This is a genomic window from Paenibacillus sp. MAHUQ-45, from assembly GCF_058133325.1.
Map to the genome: position 1 here is coordinate 135,354 of NZ_JBYUPV010000001.1, position 18,848 is coordinate 154,201.

The window sequence follows — 18,848 nt, forward strand, 5'->3', positions numbered from 1 at the left end:
TGCTATGAAAGCTGAAAGTCTTAGAGAAAAGGCGCATGTGCTACCTTCTTCCTTGGAGCGCATGACTCATAAGAGTTTTTGGACGAATAAGGTGAAAAATTGGCTTTGGGTTTTTGTTCGAAGTGTTCTTCTTGCTGGTATATCCTTTATTATCTTGTATCCCATTCTGATTAAGGTCATGATTGCGATCAAAGACCCTGTTGATCTGTATGATGCTAGTGTAGTCTGGATTCCAAAGCACTTCACGTTAAGAAACTTTGTGTTAGTTAGCGAATCGCTGAATTATCCGAAGGTTCTGCTCAACACCTCGCTATTGTCTATCCTGGTCATGGTGTGCCAGACTTTGTCTTGTGTTCTTGCCGGTTATGGATTCTCCAGAATGAAGTTCCGGGGGAGCGGTTTGTTGTTCGGCTGCGTGATCTTTACGATTCTAGTGCCACCACAGACCATTATGATTCCAACCTATTTGACTTATAAAAACTTTGATATTCTCGGTATCATTACCTTCTTCACAGGTAAACCTCTGAATCTCATCGATACTTACTGGCCGTTCTTTATTTCCTCTATTCTAGGAATGGGGCTGAAGACAGGACTATTTGTTTACATTTTCCGTCAATTCTTTAGAGGGATTCCTAAGGATTTGGAGGAAGCAGCTTGGGTGGATGGATCGGGAACCTTCGGAACCTTTATGCGGATTATTCTGCCTAACGCGGTTCCGGCACTGGTCACAGTCATGCTATTTTCCTTCGTGTGGCAATGGAATGATTCCTTCTTCACGGGAATGATCTTGAATGAGACTGGCGTAATGTCATCCATGGTATCGAGCGCCTGGGGCCAGATTATGTTCTATCTGCGATACACGGAGACTTCTCTCGGTATGGACCCGCTGTATGCATCCATGATTCGTAATACTGCAGTATTGATGGCAATTCTGCCGCTGATTATTATGTACTTGTTTGTACAGCGCCACTTTGTAGAAAGTATGGAGCGCAGTGGTCTTGTGGGTTAATCGCTAGCTCTAATCTGAATCGGGCGCAAGAAGGTTGAATGCTTTCTTGCGCCCTTGTTTATACGACAATAGGTGGAAGGGTGGATGTAAGCTGATTAAGAACAGAAAGCTAATACTTGCCGCTCTGCTTCTTATCATTGGAGTTGTGGTTGTTTTTGTATGGCTTAGTAATCCCCGGGGGGAGGAGAAGGCTATAGATTCACCAGCGAAAGATACGGTAGTACAGGAGCAGCAAGCTGCTGCAGAATTGCCAGCGGCGAATGCGACCGAGCCACCAGCACCGACCCTATATGAATTCCAAGCTAATGATTCTCGCAACACTTTGAAAGGACCGCATACCGAAATCGCTGATTGCGCACCGTGTTCTGATGGCAAACAGGTAGGGGGTCTCTTCGAGGGCGGTTCAATACAGTTTAATAATGTAGAGGTAGAGGAATCTGGGAAATACATTGTAACCGCTTACTATGTGTCGGGAGATCCACGTACTTTTTATGTTAAGGTTAATGACAAAGATTCAGAGAAAATCGACTTTCCAGAAGTTGCGAAAGACGACTGGGAATCAGTGGGCAGCTTTGATTTTGAGATCGAGCTAAGCGGTGGCAACAATGTCCTGCTGTTCTCTGACGGTGATTGGTACTCTCCGAATTTGGATCGAATTTTGATCAAGAAGGACCCTGATAGCATTAATGTTGGACAGAATCCAGCGTTCCAGTGGGGCGATTCGGCCAATATTGGTGAGGCCAGTGCCATTTTGAATTTTGGAGATATTAAGGTGTCGCAGCATAGCTCTGGATTTACAGTGAATAGTGGTACTTACCAATTGCTTTATAATACGACAACCGGATTATCATCATACTCCTGGGATGGCAAGATGATTGCTAAGGGGGTATATAGCAGCTTCAAGCTGAATGAGGATCTGGTCTACAATAATGAGTATGATACACACATGTTGCTAACGGATCAGATTGAACAGATTCAGGATGGACACGGGAAGGGTATTAAGTTCATTGTCCGTAATGAAAAGCAAGGGCTACCAACACTTGATCAAATCTATTATGTGTACGAGAAGAGCAACTACTTTATCAAAGCTGAAGAAGTGAGCGGCAGTAGTGAGCTAAGTAGTAACGAGATGGCTCCAGTGGTGCTGGAGACATCTGGTGGGATCGATCTTGGACAGTATGGTGATAACCGCGTGCTTATCGTGCCGTTCGATAATGATGCATGGGCGCGTTATGATTCCAAGTCGATGAACACACACTTGAACACGAAGAGCAATATTAGTTCTGAAGTGACGGCGATCTTTGATAATGCCAGCCGTAACGGTCTGATCGTCGGATCGGTGACTCATGATACATGGAAGACAGGAATTCACTGGAGCGGTACAGATAATCGTCTGGATCAGCTTAAGGTATTCGGTGGCTTTACTTCCAAAAAGGTCACCTATGATAGCTTGCCACATGGTGCGATCAAAGGAAAGATACTGAAGTCGCCGCAAATTTTCGTCGGTTTCTACAGCGATTACCGTGACGGGATGGAAGCTTATGGCCGCGCGAATGCAGTAGTAGCGCCTCCACTAGCCTTTGGACCGAATATTCCGCCAGGCGTTCCGGTAGGCTGGAATAGCTGGGGAGCGCATGCAGAGCATCTGTCGTACGATAATCTGATGGCAGCGTCTAACTTTTTCCATGACCATCTCCAAAATGCTTCCTTCAATAATAATGGTGCTGTGTTTATGAATATGGATTCCTTCTGGGATAATCTGTCGGATGAGCAGCTTGATGAAGCTGTGGTGAAGATCCGCAAGAACGGACAGATTCCGGGAACATACCATACACCATTCGTATATTGGGGTAAGAATATGATTGCTGTAGTGGAAGGAACAGATGGGCAGTACACTTATGGCGATATCATCCTCAAAGATAGTGAAGGGAAGCTCGTGCCGTATGGGAATGGAATCGCCCTTGATCCCACTCATCCAGGTACGAAGATGAAGATCGATTATGATATTGCCCGCTTCAAAGCCCGTGGCTATCAGTTCATTAAGCTCGACTTCCTTACTCATGCGACAATGGAAGGGAAGTTCTATGATGAGAAGATCACGACAGGAATACAGGCTTATAACGAAGGGATGTCCTATTTGTTAAAACAGATTGGTGACAGCATGTTCATTAGTGAATCTATTGCACCGATCTTCCCGAGTCAGTACGCGCACAGTCGGAGAATCTCTTGTGATATTGATGGCTCGGCGTCCTCTACAGAATATCAGTTGAACAGTCAGACATATGGCTGGTGGCAGAATGGGACGATCTATCATTATACCGATCCAGATTATATGACCCTGCTTAAAGGTGGAGGCTACGCGGGAGCCCAGTCCCGCGTGAATGCAGCTGCCATTTCGGGGACAGTGTACTTCAGTTCGGATGATGCGACTAATAAAGATGCACAAAATCTGATGAAGAAGCTACTCACCAACCCGCGCGTGAATGCACTCGCTGTCAAAGGCAAGGCGTTCCGCAATGTGGAGGGCAATACAGGAACCGCGGCTTCGGATACATTTGTTCTGGAAGATCAGGGAGATTATTATCTGGCTGTATTTAACTACGGTAAGGAATCTACGGAGAAAATCGTTGATCTCGAGCGCGCAGGGATTCCGGTGAATAGCAGTATACTTGATCTGTGGACTAATAAGCCGGTCTTATCCCAAAATGGGAAGCTTACGCTCACCCTTAGCAAGGGACAATCCGTATTGTATAAACTGGCTCCAAAATAAAGGCTGGCTACAAGCATTGAGATTCAAGCGCTGATTGGACATTGTCCAGTCAGCGCTTTTTTTGGATATGCCAAGTAATGACCCAGGCTAAACGTCTTCGTCATTTGATATTTAATTAAAAAATCAAGTTCACGATTTCGAATCAAAGTTATGACCTTGAGTGATCTCTTTCTCTTTTGTATACGCTGCTGCATGTTTAAAGCAAGCTCTATCATTACGTCATATTAATGTTATTTAATATTACATTTAAAAGTTATATTTTAAGTGTAAATGGTATGAAAATACTATTTCCGTTCTATGATCCGATAAAATTAAATTATACGTGTCATGTATATTGACGTTATTTTGGGTTCGTGCTAAATTGTATTCAAAGTTAATCAACTCATCAAATAATTTAATTAAAAAATTAAAAAAAGAATTGGGGGAGAGGCGAATGTCAGCCATATTGGTGGAGAACTTGTCCAAAAGGTTTTCGCGCAAAGGACAGTGGACTGAGGCTTTACGTAACATCGATTTGGAGCTTGATAGCGGTACATTCGTCAGTCTGATTGGACCGAGCGGATGTGGAAAATCAACGCTGCTGCGCATCATCGGCGGACTGGAGACCGCGGATGTCGGAGGGGTAAGTATCGGCGGAATGACCCCGCTTGAGGCGCAGGCCTCGAAAGTGTTCGGCTTTGTCCCTCAGGCGCCCGCTTTGTTTCCTTGGCGCACGATTATTGAGAATATGCAGCTGCCGCAGGAAGTGAACCGCAAAGGCGGCGCAGCCTATGAGGGCAACCGCGAAGACGAGACGGAATTGCTGCGAGCTGTCGGTCTCGGCGACTTCACCAACGCATATCCGAAGGAGTTGTCGGGCGGCATGCAGCAGCGTGTGGGGATTGCGAGGGCGTTCGCAAGTGGTGCGCCGATCCTGCTCATGGATGAACCCTTCTCCGCGCTTGATGAAATCACAAGAGAGAAGATCAGTCACCAGTTGATGAGTATCTGGGAGAAACATCAAAAAACCGTTGTATTTGTTACGCATAACATCCGCGAAGCTGTATTTCTATCGGATAAAGTTGTTGTCATGTCGAGCCGTCCCGGGCGAATAACCGAGATCGTCGACATTAATCTGCCGCATCCTCGAACGAAGATGGAAGAGAATGATCCGATTTTTCATGACTATGTACATCAAATCCGTGCTTTGTTGCAGGAAAGGTGGGATTGACTATGGTGGTCGTTGATAAGCAAAACACATCGAGATTAAACGCAAAAGGAGCAGGTGTAACGATGATGGAGATTAAATTGAATGCCAATAGGAAGTCTGGAATTACGTTTGATCCGTCGTCCGCACCTTCTAACAAGTTTTCGAAAACGCGTCGGGCCTTATCATCGTCGGCACCGCCGACGGTTGCCTTCATTGGCTTCTTCCTTGTCTGGGAGGCGCTCGTTCGCCTGATCGGTCTCAATGCACTGACGCTCCCCGCACCAAGCTCAGTGCTTTCAGAATTGTTTGGACACTTCTCCTTCTACTTGCCACATGCTTGGACAACACTGTACGAGGCGATTGGAGGATTCCTCCTTGGGTCTGTGCTAGCCCTGACGGGTGGGATCATCATGGCGCACTCGCGTTTGATTGAGCGCTCGCTGCTCCCGCTCGCCGTACTTGCCAACGTGACACCGATCTCGGCGATCGCTCCACTACTCATGATTTGGTTTGGTTTCGGGGCGTTGCCCAAGGTGCTGATCGCGGCAATCGTCACTTTTTTCCCGATGCTGGTCAACTCGATTACAGGCTTCCGCTCTGTTGATGCTAACAACTATGAATATATGAAGTCGCTCCACGCGAGCAAGATGGAGATTTTCTTGAAACTACGGCTGCCGAATAGTCTACCCTATCTGTTCTCTGCCGCTCGCACCTGCGTTAGTCTGAGCGTAATGGGGGCGGTCGTTGGCGAATGGAGCGGCTCGACGGAAGGACTAGGCAATCTGGTAATGCTGTCAAGTAATAATATGCAGATGAATCAGGTATTCGCTTCGATCCTACTGCTCGCACTGATGGGGATTATACTGACCAATCTCGTCCGTTTGGTCGAACGCAGGGTGCTTTCATGGCATAGCTCTGAACAGTCCAAAGGATAACTTAGGCGTACAGCATCACGAGTAATCGATAACAATAGAGGTGGAGGTCTGGGATATGGCAAAGAATAAAGGCTTTAAAACAGTAAGTTCGGTAGGCGCACTGCTGACGCTGTTCGCGATGGTACTGGCGGGCTGCGGAGGCAATTCTGGCAATTCCAGCAGCTCCTCTTCTTCGGCAGCAGCATCGCCTACCGCAATCGTGTCGACACCTGCTTCGGCAGAATCGGACTGGGCAGCACGCAAGGCGTCCAACGAGAAGGCAGGGAAAATCAGGTATATGACGGGATTTTACTTCGGGGCATCGCCGCCTGATCTGGAAGTTGTTGTTGCGGATGAGCTCGGATACTTTAAGGATTTGGGCATCGATGTTGAGATTCAGGGTGGTCTTGATTCCGAGGGGATGAAGTTCCTTGCTGCGGATAAGATACAGATCGCTAGTGCAGGCGCCCCTAGCCTTGTCATCCAGTCGGTTGCTAGCGGTGCTGGTATTAAAGGGATTGCTACCTTTGGCGCCAAAGGGAACAACGCGCTGATGGTTATGGCTGACTCAGGCATTACGAAACCACAGGATCTGGTAGGTAAAACGATTGGGTACCACGGGGCGTTGCCGCCAAACTATGTAGCCATGTTCAAAAATGAAGGGATTGATCCAGCCTCGGTTAAAGGCGTCTCAGTCGGTTATGATCCGAGCGTGCTGAGTTCCGGCAAAATCGACGCGCTCACTGTCTACAAGTCTAACGAACCACACATTATGGAGAGCAAGGGATTCAAGGTAAATTTGATTGATCCTGGTGACTACGGTGCTAAGACGTCATTTGGCGTCATCGTAGCTAATGATGAGTTTGCCAAGGAGCATCCGGATACGGTTGCGGATTTCCTCCGTGCTGTCGCCAAAGCCCATGAATGGGCGCTTGCTAATGGTGAAAAAGCGCTCGATATGTTGAAGAAGCGTTCACAATCGGGGTACGATCTGACCTCTGAGACTAATCGGTGGGCGGTTGAAAGTCAAATTGTTAAAGATGCACAAGACTCAAAGCACGGAGTGGGATGGCAAACGGACACACAGTGGCAGAATGAGATCGACATGCTGAAGAACGCAGGCGTGCTGACGAAGACACTGGCTGTTACAGATGTCATGGACAACCAATATCTCAATTCCATCTACGACGGAGCTAATCTGATCTGGCCAAACAAATAACAAACATCAGCTGCAGGAGGATACGAATATGACAAAAGGTATTGATTATAACAATGTGGACTTCGGCGTCTTTTTACCTATCACGAATGGAGGCTGGATCATATCGGATTCTGAGCCCCGTCCAGACGGTAGTTATCTACTCAATCGCGCAGCTGCTGTGATCGCAGAGGAGACCGGATTTGATTTCATTATGTCGATGGCGAAGTGGAAGGGGTATGGCGGCACGACAAATCACTGGGGCACTTCACTTGAATCGATGACGATGATGGCGGGCCTGGCTGAGGCAACCTCTCGGGTTAAGGTGTTCGCTACGGTGCATACGCTGCTCTATCATCCGGCTGTCGCTGCCAAGATGTTCGCGACACTGGATCAAATCAGCGGCGGACGGGTCGGCATGAACGTTGTGTCGGGCTCTTATGCGGGAGAATTCAGACAGATGGGCACATGGCCGGAGCATCTGGACCATGATGCCCGCTATGACCTGGCCCGTGAATGGATGCAGGTCGTGAAGAAGCTGTGGAAGGAGGAGCGTGTCAATCATAAGGGCGAGTATTTCGAACTGATCGACTGTGAGTCTAATCCGAAGCCGTTGCAGCAGTCACCTCGTCCGCCGATCATCTGTGCAGGTCAATCTGAGAAAGGGATGGGCTTCACTATTGAGGAAGGCGATGCCTGCTTCATTGGTGGCCGTGATCTGGACGAATTGGCGGCCTTGTCGAGACGCGCCAAGGAGATGGCTGCAGAGCGGGGGAAGACAATCAAGACGTACTCGATGTTCGGAGTGCTTCCGGCAAATACACAAGAGGAAGCGGAGGCCAAGCTGAAGCATTTTCAAGATGGTGCTGATATTGAGGCGATAAAAGGGTTGCTGCGCAGCTACGGAATGGATCCGGATGGCCGCGAGAATGCAATGCAAGCACGTGCCAAGAACGTGTTCATGAATGAAATGCTCGTTGGCGACGCAGATTCACTCGCTTCGCAAGTTCGCCACATCATTGAGCATACGGGTATCGATGGTATGATGCTGACGTTCTCGGACTACACCGAAGATCTCCGCTATTTCGGGGAGCGCGTAATACCGCTGTTGCGCAAGGTGGAAGAATGAAGACAGCGCTACTGATTATCGATGTGCAGTATGACTTCTGCGCGCCGGACGGTGCGGTAGCGGCATTCGGTGCCGATCTGTCTACAATCGATGGGACGGTGGACAGGATTGAGCGACTGGTAAGTGGGGCCCGTCGCGCCGGTGTCGATGTCATCTTCATCCGGCTTGAAACGGAACCGAAATTAGACTCGCCTGCAATGCTTAGATGGTATGAGAGACAGGGCATCGATCCCATGGTAGCGGCGGCCGTATGCCGTAAGGGGGAGCCGGGGGCGGATTATTATCGCCTCTTCCCTGCACCGGGCGATACAGTTGTCTCGAAGACGCGGTATAGCGGCTTCGTCGGCACGAATCTGGAAGAGGTGCTGAAAGAGAAGGAGATCGGTATTGTGTACGCGACAGGTGTCACGACAGAATGCTGTGTAGAGTCGACCGTGCGCGACGCATTCATGCGAGATTACGACGCTTTTGTTGTTAGTGATGCGTGCACAGCCTACGAGGAAGAGCTTCATCTTTATTCGTTGCGGGCGATGGCATTGAACTTCGCTACGCTGATTGACACGGAAACGCTACTGGCAGAGTGGTCAGATATCGGGGAGGTATAAGCATGGCGGAACATCGTAATCTCATAAACACAGAGGACGGAGCCGGCGCAGATGCAGGGCGAATCGCCGAAATAGAAGACCTCGTCCGGCGCCATATCGACACTGAGGAGCTGACCTCACTTATCCTGGAGTTGTGTAACATTCGCAGTCTGGCGGGTTATGAGAAGGAGGCGGGTGACTATGTATTCGCCTGGATGGAGCGGGAGGGCTTTGCTCCGAGTCGTGTTGGTATGGTCGAGGATCGGTTCAGTGTCGTCGGTAGACTGGGTGGAGAAACGCCGGAGGCAGGTAGGAATTTGCTGTTTACGAGCCATCTGGATACGGAAGCACCGCAGTACAATTGGCGTGATCAGTGGAAATACCGTCCAGGCGGTACAATTGATGATCCGGGTTGGACGACAGCCTCGCTAGTCGAGGGGCGCTTCTCCGGGCATCCGGTGGAGAATGATCGGGGGCCGATGGCATGCTTTCTTATAGCAGCCAAAGCGTTGAAGCTGGCAGGTCTGCCCCTGGCGGGACATCTGTACCTGACTGCTTGTCCAGCGGAGATCGGTCCCGAGCATGTTGAGGAGTTCAAGGGTACACAGTATCTGGGTAAGGAGATCGGTGCGCACTATATGATGACACATGGCGGTGTTGCACCGGACTACGCGATTGCGGCTGAAGGTACTGACTTTGGCATCTCTTGGGTAAGCTGCGGCCATGCGCTCTTCCGCATCGATGTCTATGGTGAGGATGTGTTCACGCCACTGCTGGAGCATCCGGCTGAATTGAAGGATCATCCGAGTGCGCTTGTACAGGTTGCGCCGCTCATTGTGGACGTGCAACTCTGGGCTGCAGATTACGAAATCCGGCAAACGTACCGCTCGCCGGGCGGCACAGCTGTTCCGAAGGTGCAGATCTCAGCCATTCGTGGCGGTGATCCTCATATCTTTGGCGGAGGAAGTGAGGTCTGTTCGCTTTATGTTGAGGTAAATCTAACTCCTGCTCAGAACGTCGCTGATGTGCAGCGCGAACTGGAGGCGTTACTGAAGCGCGGCCGTTATAACGGCGCTGTTCGGCCAATAGTCTACCGCCAAGGTTTTGAAGCGGACGCAGCACGAATCGATCCTCTGCGTACCGCGCTGGCTGCAGCGGGCGAAGCTAGCGGACGCGGGGCGGCGCCAATCGCGCACCCGGTCTATTCCAGCATGTGGCGGGATCATAACGTGTTTAACATGTATAACATACCGTCGGCGACTTATGGTCCGACCCGGTTCCAACCGAGCCTAAAGGATATGGTCGATGCAGCTGTCGTCTATGCTGTAACCGCCTGGCAGGTATGCAACAGCCGAAGATAGCCGGAATATCAGTGAACAATTGTAATTTTGCTTCGATTGATTGGGAGGGATAGAGTATGGAAGGTACTGCATGGAGAAGCGTGATGGGGAAGTTCGCCACGGGAGTTACAGTAATTACAACGCTCGATGAAGCAGGACAGCCGATAGGGATGACAGCCAATGCATTCACGTCTCTGTCGCTCGAACCGTCGCTACTTATTATTTGCTTGGATAAGGGAAGCAGCACACTGGTTAGCCTGCTTGCAGCAAGGAAGTTCGCGGTCAACTTCCTGGCCGATACGCAGGAGGACCTATCTCGGTGCTTTGCACGAAAGAGCGAGACTGACAAATTCGCAGAGATTGACTATCGTGAGGGCGAACTGGGGCTGCCCATACTTGGCGGCTGCCTTGCTTCAGTTGAATGCCGTCTGGCGGATACGCTGGATGGAGGCGACCATCTGATTCTGGTTGGACAGGGCGAATTCCTGTACGAGTCGGAAACGCAAGCAAGCCCCCTATTATTTTACCAGGGTAAGTACAGAGCGCTGCAGGCGCTGGAGGGCTAAGGAGGGTTCTTATATGCATATCGCGGTTATTGTTGGTAATCCGAAACCGTTATCAAAGACCTATACAATCTCGCTTCGCCTTGCCGAAGCGATCGCTGAGTATGCCGAGCATACGTCACTTCATGTGACCTATGAATTGATCGATTTGGCGCCACATGGTGGCTCACTTCTATCATGGGGGGACCCTGTGGCAGCCGAACTAAATGAGCGTATTGCCCGTGCGCAAGCTGTTGTATTCGCTAGCCCTACATATAAGGCTACCTATACAGGGCTCCTGAAGCTGTTTGCGGATCAGCTGCCGCCGGAGGCGTTGGCTGGCAAGTTAGCTATTCCTCTGCTCGTGGGAGCGGCTCCGCATCACAGTCTGGCTGTCGAGCTTCACCTGAGGCCGCTGCTCATCGAACTGGGGGCTTCCTGCCCGACAAAGGGTCTGTACGTGATGGACTCTCAGTTGGACGACTTCGGGACAATCGCGAAAGAATGGGTGTCACAGAACGATAAGTGGCTGCTGAACCGGGTTTGAAGATATACTTTAATAAATTGGAAAGGAGGAAAGGAAATGATTGGACCAGGTCCGGCAGAAACCAAAATAAATGTTCAGGAACGCATTTTAATAGCTGCGGAGGAGGTTTTTTCCGCTTGCGGCTTTGCGGGAACGCGTATAAGTGAGATCGCTGTTAAGGCTGAAGTTAATCAGGCGCTTATCCATTATTACTTCGAATCGAAGGAGAAGCTATATGAAGCAGTGCTCGTCAGTCTGTTCCGACAGTGGGAGGAGTACGTTAATAAACTATCCTGGAGCGGGATGAACGCGCCGGAATTTCTGGCAACCTACATTCGTGCACAGTTCCGTCTTAAGTGCCAGATTCCGAATCTGTACAGAATATTCCATTGGGAAGCGATGGAAGAGGGTGATCTGTTCACTAAATATGCCTCCTCTACCTGGTATGAGGATTTCTTGAAGCACACAGAGATGATTCTCGATTGGCAACAGGAAGGTGCGTTAGACGCGGGTATGAATAGGAAGGCGTTGCTATTCCTGCTGTGGGGCATGATGAACCAATTTTACTTCCGTTCGGAAGATAACTTGCGTGAAATCGTAGGGGGAGAGGGTGATCTGGAATCGCTGCAGGACCGGGTGGCCGATCAGATGATCCGGCTGACGCTGCACGGTGTCGTGCCTGCCCTATACGGCGGAGGGAATAAGGAGGCAGACCCCAAGTGGCGCGAGACGGATTTTATTTACAGTGTTGGTTCTGCCTCAGTTGAGGAGGGCAGTGAGTGCGCAGATATGTGCCTCTGGTTACAGGATTCACTTCGCCAGCCATTGCTGGCGTGGGAGGAGGAGCGTGACACGAGCGGTGGACGGGCGGAGAAGCTAGTATTTGTATTCGCTTCCACTCTATATGGCGAAATGCCGCCGCCTATCGTCTCGTGGTTAGAGGATTTGAGGAATAACCCCAATGTGGAAGAGGTAACCGTTGGTATCTGGGTAGAGCGCGGGAGCGCAGGATCCGAGGCGTTGCAGCGCCTGTTGGAGGATGCCGTCAATAGAATTGGCGCCTATGCTGTAGCTCGTACAGCGGATATAAGCCCGCTGAATTATGCCAAGCGATGCCTCAAATGGGCTGGCCTGCGGGGGTAGAGACCACTTATTAGCGAAACGGAGTGAACGACGATGCAGACGATGCAGATGAAGGCTGCCCTGCCCGGCAAATCAAGACTCAACTGGACGATGGCCGGCTTATTCGTCAGCATCTTTTTGACACAACTTGATCAGACGATCGTCTCGACAGCCCTTCCCACGATTGTGAAGGAACTGTATGGATTGCCACTGATGTCCTGGGTGTTTACGATTTATATGCTGACCTCTACCATGATGATGCCGATCGCCGGCAAGCTGTCGGATTTGTATGGCCGCAAACGTTTTTATATGCTAGGTCTTGTTGTCTTCATACTCGGATCAGCGCTGTGCGGGATTGCTCAGAGTATGCCGCAGCTGATCTTTTATCGGGCGGTTCAGGGCTTGGGTGCAGGCTTCCTCATCCCCGTCACCTACACGCTGGTGTTCACGAACATGCCAAAGGAACGTGCAGGTATTTATCAGACGCTATATATGGGTGTATTCGCAGTGTCTTCCGTGAGTGGCCCGGCGCTCGGCGCCTGGATCACAGAGCACTTGGACTGGCGTTACAATTTCTATATGAACATACCGCTCGGCATACTGGTTTTCGTGGCGATGAGCCGGCTGCTGCCGGTAACGCCCAAGTCGGATGTCAAGCCGAGCGTAGATAAGAGCGGAGCCTTCCTACTCGCCGTATCCACCTTCTCCATCCTGCTGGGTCTTAAGCTCGGCGGCGAAGGCGAGGGCTGGATGTCCTGGCAGGTGGCCGGTTTGCTCGGCTTGGGGTTGATCTGCCTGGTGGCGTTCCTGCGGGTTGAGGTCGTCACGCCAGAGCCGATCTTACCTCTAGTCATGTTTCGTAACCGGGCCATTGGCGGGACGCTGGCAGCGACCTTCCTGCAGGGCGCCATTATGTACGGATCGCTCATATACATTCCGCTTTTCGTCCAAGGTAGTCTGGGTGGTGACGCCTCGGACACCGGGGGCGTCCTGACGCCGTTCATGTTTTCCGTTATGGTGGGGGCCGCAGTCAGCGGTTCGCTTATCAAATGGTGGAGCTGGCGCGTCTGCATCTTTGTTGCTATGTTGATCAGCGCCGGGGGGCTGCTTGGGATGACTGTGGCTAGCTTGAATATCGGCCCATGGCATATCCGGTTCCTGATGATTCTGATTGGTGTTGGCGTCGGCATTATGATGACGGTCGGGCAGATGGCTGTCACCTTCAGTGCTGACGAGCGGATCAAAGGGGTCGCGACTTCATCTGTAGGCTTCTTCCGCTCCGTTGGTGGTGTGTTTGGTACGGCCGTCATGGCGGCTGTTATCAACATGCGGCTTGTCCACGAGCTTCCCGCAGGAGCTGCGGGTGAAGGTAGCGCTGATCAACAGATCCAGCGGCTGCTAGAAGGGGCAAGTGCGAATGGGCAGAGTGCCGCCGCTACACAGGAGGCATTGGCCGCAGCCGTGCATGCAGGCTTCTGGTTTCTGGCAGCCGCAGCTGCGTTCGGTCTTGTGGCGGCATGGTGGACGGGCCGCAGCCGTTTTACAGACACGACTGTCGAGGAGTCGCGAGTAGACATGGCGTCGATGGGCTAATTATGATGGCGAGTACCTGGTGGCTGTTAATGTGGTTGAGACATATCAGAATATTATGTGATGAACAATAGGACGATGTTCTTGGCAAAGCGTGATATGCCTTGGACATCGTCCATTTATAGTGCAATTATTTGATTTGTGAATAAGCAGAATTTATTGACAATATTTCTTCTCTATGACTAAATTAATAATGATAATCAATATCATAATAGAGAAGAGGCGTATATTAGAAAGTGAATAGAAAACGTATTATTCCGTTGCTTATTTTATTAGTAGTCATGATTAGTGGGTGTGGAGCTCAAAAGGCTGTGAATGATTCCTCTTCCCCAAGCCCAAGCCCAACTGAAGCGGCGGCTTCCAATCAGGCGGGAAATAATGATACAATCGTCTATCAATCGGAGCGTGGACCCGTAGAAGTACCTGCTCATCCAAAGCGCATTGTCGCGCTGACCAGTGCTTCTAACGTACTGTCACTCGGCATACCGCTTGTTGGCGTTGATGAATGGACTTACGGTAATCCACTATTCGCAGACAAGCTACAAGGGGTAAACGTGGTGTCCGATGAGAATGTTGAGAGTATTCTGGATCTTGAACCGGACTTGATTCTCGCCGCGGCACACAACAAAAATATTGATAAGTTCGAGAAGATTGCTCCGACTGTAGTCTACACGTGGGGCAAAAATGATTATTTGAAGCAGCATCTGGAAGTCGGTAAGCTCTTGAATAAGGAGAAGGAAGCGCAGGCTTGGATCGATGATTTTACTCAGCGTTCGCAAGAACTGAGCCGCAAGATCAAAGCAAAAATCGGGGAGAATGGAACAGTGTCTGTGCTGGAAGGCGATAACAAGAGCTTCTACGTCTTTGGCAATAACTTCGCGCGGGGAACGGAATTGCTCTATCAAATGATGCAGCTGAATATGCCTGACAAAGTGAAGAAGGATGCGCTCGGTCCAGGTTTATATGCCGTATCTACTGAAGTGCTGGGTGATTATGCCGGAGACTATATCGTCCTGAGCAAAAACGCCAAGGTCGATAATTCCTTCATGGAATCGTCAATCTGGAAGAACCTCCCGGCTGTTGCCAATCATCATGTGATTGAGATTGATACGGAATCCTCCTCTTATAGTGATCCCATCACACTTGAGAATTTATTTAATATTTTTGAAAAAGGATTTTTGCAGTAAGTCCTCAACTATTAATAGTAGGTATAAAGCTTCAAACGCTGATTGGACACTGTCCGATCGGCTTTTTTTATATGTTCACAGCAATCGTGCAGCCTGTATGGGAGCAAAACGTTCAGGGCAAGCTTGGTTAGTGAGCAGACTTCTGGAGAATAATGGGGACGATTTTTTTAGGTTTGAAAAATGTCGCAGTTCATCATAAAAATAAGATATAAATCCATTCATATCAAGTCCTTTGTCGTAGCTTTTATGCTTTGCGTTTGAGAAAATATAACCCAAGGAGATAAGAACAAATGCTTACAAGCATCGATGCAATCGTTTCCAATAATCCTAAGATCCATGCTATTTTGAAAGATTGTCCCTTTGAAGTTTTACGAGAAATGGAGATTCAATCGTTCAAGAAGAACAAGTTTTATTTACCACAAGGGGAGATGCATGCCTTCGTATACATTGTCGTAAGCGGAAACGTCAAAGTCTATGTCATGAATGAAAGCGCTAAACAGGTAACGTTAGATATCTATTCATGCGGTAATTTTATTGGTGAGCAAGAAGCGATGATCCATAAACCATATAGTGCATCTATAGTGAGCATTGGTGAAGTAACTTTAATAAAGATACCTGATAAGGCATTTTTATATTGGCTCTCAAAGGATGCTAATTTCAATCAGATCGTGATTGCTTCTCTATGTGAGCAGATGTATAAGCTTACCAATCGAACGATAAAATACAGCTTAGACAGTGTGCGATCACAAATCATTTCATCGCTTATTGAGGAGAGTAATGGGCAGAAGTCAACAATCATCCAGAAGAAGGCCATTTTAGATTCAGTCTCCTCTACCAACCGAAGTGTCTACCGTGTCTTAAACCAGCTTGAGGTGGAGGGGAGCATCGTCATCAGTGGTGATGAGATAGAGATTGTGGATCGTGAGAAATTATGGATTGACCCTGAAAGGAAGAGATAGGATATGACAGACAAACAAGCACACATTCAACTAGATAGCTCAATTAATGTGCAAAAAGCCATTTTGGTTGGAGATCCGGCCAGAGTAGATAAAGTTGGCGCGCTGATGGATAACGTACAGCCCCTGGCCTATAATAGAGAATTTAAATCGATCAAAGGTAGTTATCAAGGCGAAGATATCTTGGTTATTTCTACTGGGATCGGAGCCCCGTCCGCTGCTATCGCCATGGAGGAGCTGCACAATATAGGGATCACCTCGGTCATCAGAGTAGGAAGCTGCGGCGCGATGCAAAAGAACATTCCGCTAGGGTCTTTAATTATTGCTACAGGGACCGTTCGTGATGATGGTCTATCCAGTAAATACGTTCCATCCATTTATCCAGCCATTCCAGATGCAGATTTGTTGCAGCTAGCTAAGAAGCATCATCCTGAGGGCTATTTCGGAATTACCAGAGCACATGATGGTTTTTACATGGATAACAATGAGGCTGTAGAACAAGAATGGTCTCAGTATGGTGTACTTGGCGGTGATATGGAGACCAGCATCATCTTTGTATTAGGCACATTGCGTAAAATGAAAACACTCTCAATTCTAAATAATGTTGTCTTATACCGTGCCGATTTGTCTGCCGGAGTTAATCAATTAGTCTCAGGAGAAAACACAGTAGCGATTGGTGAACAAGCATCGATTGGGTTGGCATTAACGATTTTAAGTGAGCAGGAGGCTTGAGTCATATGGAAAACACACAACAACAATCATGGTTATATAACCAATTCTTTAGCGGTTGGAAAAGATTCGAAGTAACTTATGCGATCGTATTGATCCTGTTACAGGTGGTCGCATATGTGATTGCCCCGGATTCCATTATCGGTATGGTGAGTGGTGTAGCCGGTGTCATTTGCCTTGTATTCGGGATGAAAGGGAAGAAATTAACCTTTGCCTTCGGCTTGGTCCAATGTATAGCCATGACAATGATTGCTTGGCAAAGCCACGCTTATGGCGCATTTGTGATGAATATATTCTATGTCATCTCCCAGCCGATCGGATGGTTCTTATGGGGAAATGATGAAGCGGTAAATACGATTAGTCCCAAAATGAAACGGCTTATTTTCCTCGCTGCCTTTGTTGCCTGGGCTGTAGGTTGGTTTGTATTAGCAAGAACAGGCGGTCAATTGCCTTATTTCGATAGTATTAACCTCGTCATTTCGTTTATTGCACAGGTGCTATATATCTGTAAATACAAAGAGAATTGGTCGCTGTGGATCATCGTCAATATTGCTAACCTGGCCTATTGGGCTGTTCTAACGTATCAAGTGGCTACGGGTCATACTGATGTCGGTACCGTGGGCGGATGTTTATCTCAAGTAGCGCTCCAAGCGGCATTGCTATTCAACAGTATTTACGCCAATAAAGTCTGGAAATCGTACGAGCAGAACATGAAATAAGCTAAAACATTTAATTCCGATGAGAATTGTATAAAATGATTGACAAACACTCATTCACAGTAATATTATTAGTTAAAATTATTAATTAGTAATTCTCGTTTATTGTATTTTAATAATCTGGACCCACCGTACAGATGGAGGTCTTATGTTCCGAGAGGGACATGAGGCCTCTTTTTTTGCGAATTTGGAGGGAGGCTAATCTTGGACTAGGTAACAACAAAGATTTGTATCAAAAATCGGAAGACCAATCGAAAGGGGATAAGATTATGAAGAGGAAACAGCTTTTTAAACAGTGGGGGAAGAGCAGGAGAGCCTTCCTGACGATTACAGCAGCAATACTGCTGACGATTGGAATTTCAGGTTGCTCCACAGCAGGAGGCGCAGGCTCAAGCTCGGACACGATTCAGATCGCGACCAAAGGGTTTGCGGAGTCGGATATTTTGGCCAATGCATTAAAGCTGCTTATTGAAGATAAGACAGATCTGAAGGCGATCGTCAAGAAACTTGATAACAATCTTCTGTGGACAGCCTTAAAAGGAAATGAAGTAGACACTTATGTGGAGTATACAGGAACGGCACTCATTAATATTTTGAAGGATAAACCTGAATATGATCCTCAAGTGGTCTATGACAAGGTGAAGAAGGAGCTAAAGGAGAAAAATCAGATCACGGTGCTGGATCCACTGGGCTTCACTAATTCCTATGCGTTCGGAGTGCGCAAGGAGATCGCAGAGAAGCTGGGTCTCAAGACAGGCTCGGATATTGCCGCGAAATCCTCAGAGCTGGTCTTCGGAGCAAGTGAAGAGTTTATGAATCGTCCGGATCTCTGGCCGCCGGTTGTAGAGAACTACAAACCTAATTTTAAGGAGATCAAAACGATAGCAGGGGGCTTGGCGTATCAGGCCATAGACCAGGGCGTAATCGATGTAGCGATGGTGCAGACAACCTCCGCCCAGGTTCTGGTGAGACCGATTACGGTGCTTGACGATGATAAGCATGTGTACGTGCCGTATTACGCCATCCCAATTGTCCGTGATGAAGTGCTGAAGAAGCATCCGGAACTGGAGCAGGTTCTGAACTCAATCGCAGGGAAGCTCACGGATCAAGAGATGCAACGCCTGAATGGCGAGGTGGAAAATAAGCAGCGGGCTCCGATTGAAGTAGCAAAAGAATGGCTGATTGCTAATGGCTTGATAAAAGGGTAATGGCATTTCAAAATCTCTTTTGAGTTTGTAGATACAGAATATGGCGCATCTTAAAGAGCAGGGGGATAGATCCCTCTGCTCTTTAACTTGTTGCTTCGCTATTTTGATCGACTTGACTTAAAGTGAACTTTAACTTGTAGGA

At 48.6% G+C, this 18,848-nt stretch carries 17 protein-coding genes; all 17 read left to right on the plus strand.

Going from position 1 to position 18,848, the window contains the following annotated elements; all coding sequences use genetic code 11:
• The first annotated feature begins 4 nt into the window (after positions 1-4).
• The 17 genes from AC3Y23_RS00610 (at position 5) to AC3Y23_RS00690 (ending at position 18,706) form a co-directional block, all read left to right on the plus strand.
• Positions 5-1,009, plus strand: coding sequence for a carbohydrate ABC transporter permease (locus AC3Y23_RS00610; protein WP_379194554.1), 1,005 nt, complete (start codon positions 5-7; stop codon positions 1,007-1,009).
• 145 nt (positions 1,010-1,154) lie between these two features.
• Positions 1,155-3,779 (plus strand): carbohydrate-binding protein, encoded by a 2,625-nt coding sequence (locus tag AC3Y23_RS00615; RefSeq protein WP_379194556.1) that lies wholly within the window; start codon positions 1,155-1,157, stop codon positions 3,777-3,779.
• 433 nt (positions 3,780-4,212) lie between these two features.
• Positions 4,213-4,989, plus strand: a complete 777-nt coding sequence (locus AC3Y23_RS00620) for an ABC transporter ATP-binding protein (RefSeq protein WP_379194558.1) — start codon at positions 4,213-4,215, stop codon at positions 4,987-4,989.
• Positions 4,990-4,991: 2 nt separating this feature from the next.
• Complete coding sequence (locus AC3Y23_RS00625) at positions 4,992-5,903, plus strand: ABC transporter permease (RefSeq protein ID WP_379194560.1); 912 nt, start codon at positions 4,992-4,994, stop codon at positions 5,901-5,903.
• A 55-nt stretch (positions 5,904-5,958) separates the two neighbouring features.
• The gene (locus tag AC3Y23_RS00630) at positions 5,959-7,101 is read left to right on the plus strand and encodes an ABC transporter substrate-binding protein (RefSeq protein WP_379194562.1); all 1,143 of its coding nucleotides are present in this window, start codon (positions 5,959-5,961) and stop codon (positions 7,099-7,101) included.
• A gap of 28 nt (positions 7,102-7,129) precedes the next feature.
• Entirely contained in the window at positions 7,130-8,206 is a 1,077-nt protein-coding gene (locus AC3Y23_RS00635; RefSeq protein WP_379194564.1) for an LLM class flavin-dependent oxidoreductase, read from the plus strand.
• A complete protein-coding gene (locus tag AC3Y23_RS00640) occupies positions 8,203-8,811 on the plus strand; it encodes a cysteine hydrolase family protein (protein WP_379194567.1) in 609 nt (202 codons plus the stop codon). The genes AC3Y23_RS00635 and AC3Y23_RS00640 overlap by 4 nt, the downstream gene beginning before the upstream one ends.
• A gap of 2 nt (positions 8,812-8,813) precedes the next feature.
• A complete protein-coding gene (locus tag AC3Y23_RS00645; protein ID WP_379194569.1) occupies positions 8,814-10,151 on the plus strand; it encodes a zinc-binding metallopeptidase family protein in 1,338 nt (445 codons plus the stop codon).
• A gap of 56 nt (positions 10,152-10,207) precedes the next feature.
• Positions 10,208-10,696 (plus strand): flavin reductase family protein, encoded by a 489-nt coding sequence (locus AC3Y23_RS00650; protein ID WP_379194571.1) that lies wholly within the window; start codon positions 10,208-10,210, stop codon positions 10,694-10,696.
• Positions 10,697-10,709: 13 nt separating this feature from the next.
• Positions 10,710-11,219: an NADPH-dependent FMN reductase gene (locus AC3Y23_RS00655; RefSeq protein ID WP_379194573.1), complete on the plus strand. Its 510-nt coding sequence runs from the start codon at positions 10,710-10,712 to the stop codon at positions 11,217-11,219.
• 36 nt (positions 11,220-11,255) lie between these two features.
• Positions 11,256-12,341: a TetR/AcrR family transcriptional regulator gene (locus tag AC3Y23_RS00660; protein ID WP_379194575.1), complete on the plus strand. Its 1,086-nt coding sequence runs from the start codon at positions 11,256-11,258 to the stop codon at positions 12,339-12,341.
• Between the two features lie 33 nt (positions 12,342-12,374).
• Positions 12,375-13,913 (plus strand): MFS transporter, encoded by a 1,539-nt coding sequence (locus tag AC3Y23_RS00665; protein WP_379194577.1) that lies wholly within the window; start codon positions 12,375-12,377, stop codon positions 13,911-13,913.
• Positions 13,914-14,146: 233 nt separating this feature from the next.
• Entirely contained in the window at positions 14,147-15,097 is a 951-nt protein-coding gene (locus AC3Y23_RS00670) for an iron-hydroxamate ABC transporter substrate-binding protein (RefSeq protein ID WP_379194579.1), read from the plus strand.
• Positions 15,098-15,387: 290 nt separating this feature from the next.
• Positions 15,388-16,056, plus strand: coding sequence for a Crp/Fnr family transcriptional regulator (locus AC3Y23_RS00675; RefSeq protein WP_379194581.1), 669 nt, complete (start codon positions 15,388-15,390; stop codon positions 16,054-16,056).
• Between the two features lie 3 nt (positions 16,057-16,059).
• A complete protein-coding gene (locus AC3Y23_RS00680; RefSeq protein ID WP_379194583.1) occupies positions 16,060-16,785 on the plus strand; it encodes a nucleoside phosphorylase in 726 nt (241 codons plus the stop codon).
• 5 nt (positions 16,786-16,790) lie between these two features.
• Complete coding sequence (gene pnuC / locus AC3Y23_RS00685) at positions 16,791-17,501, plus strand: nicotinamide riboside transporter PnuC (protein ID WP_379194585.1); 711 nt, start codon at positions 16,791-16,793, stop codon at positions 17,499-17,501.
• A gap of 266 nt (positions 17,502-17,767) precedes the next feature.
• On the plus strand, positions 17,768-18,706 hold the full coding sequence (locus tag AC3Y23_RS00690; RefSeq protein WP_379194587.1) for an ABC transporter substrate-binding protein: 939 nt from the start codon (positions 17,768-17,770) through the stop codon (positions 18,704-18,706).
• Positions 18,707-18,848 lie beyond the last annotated feature (142 nt).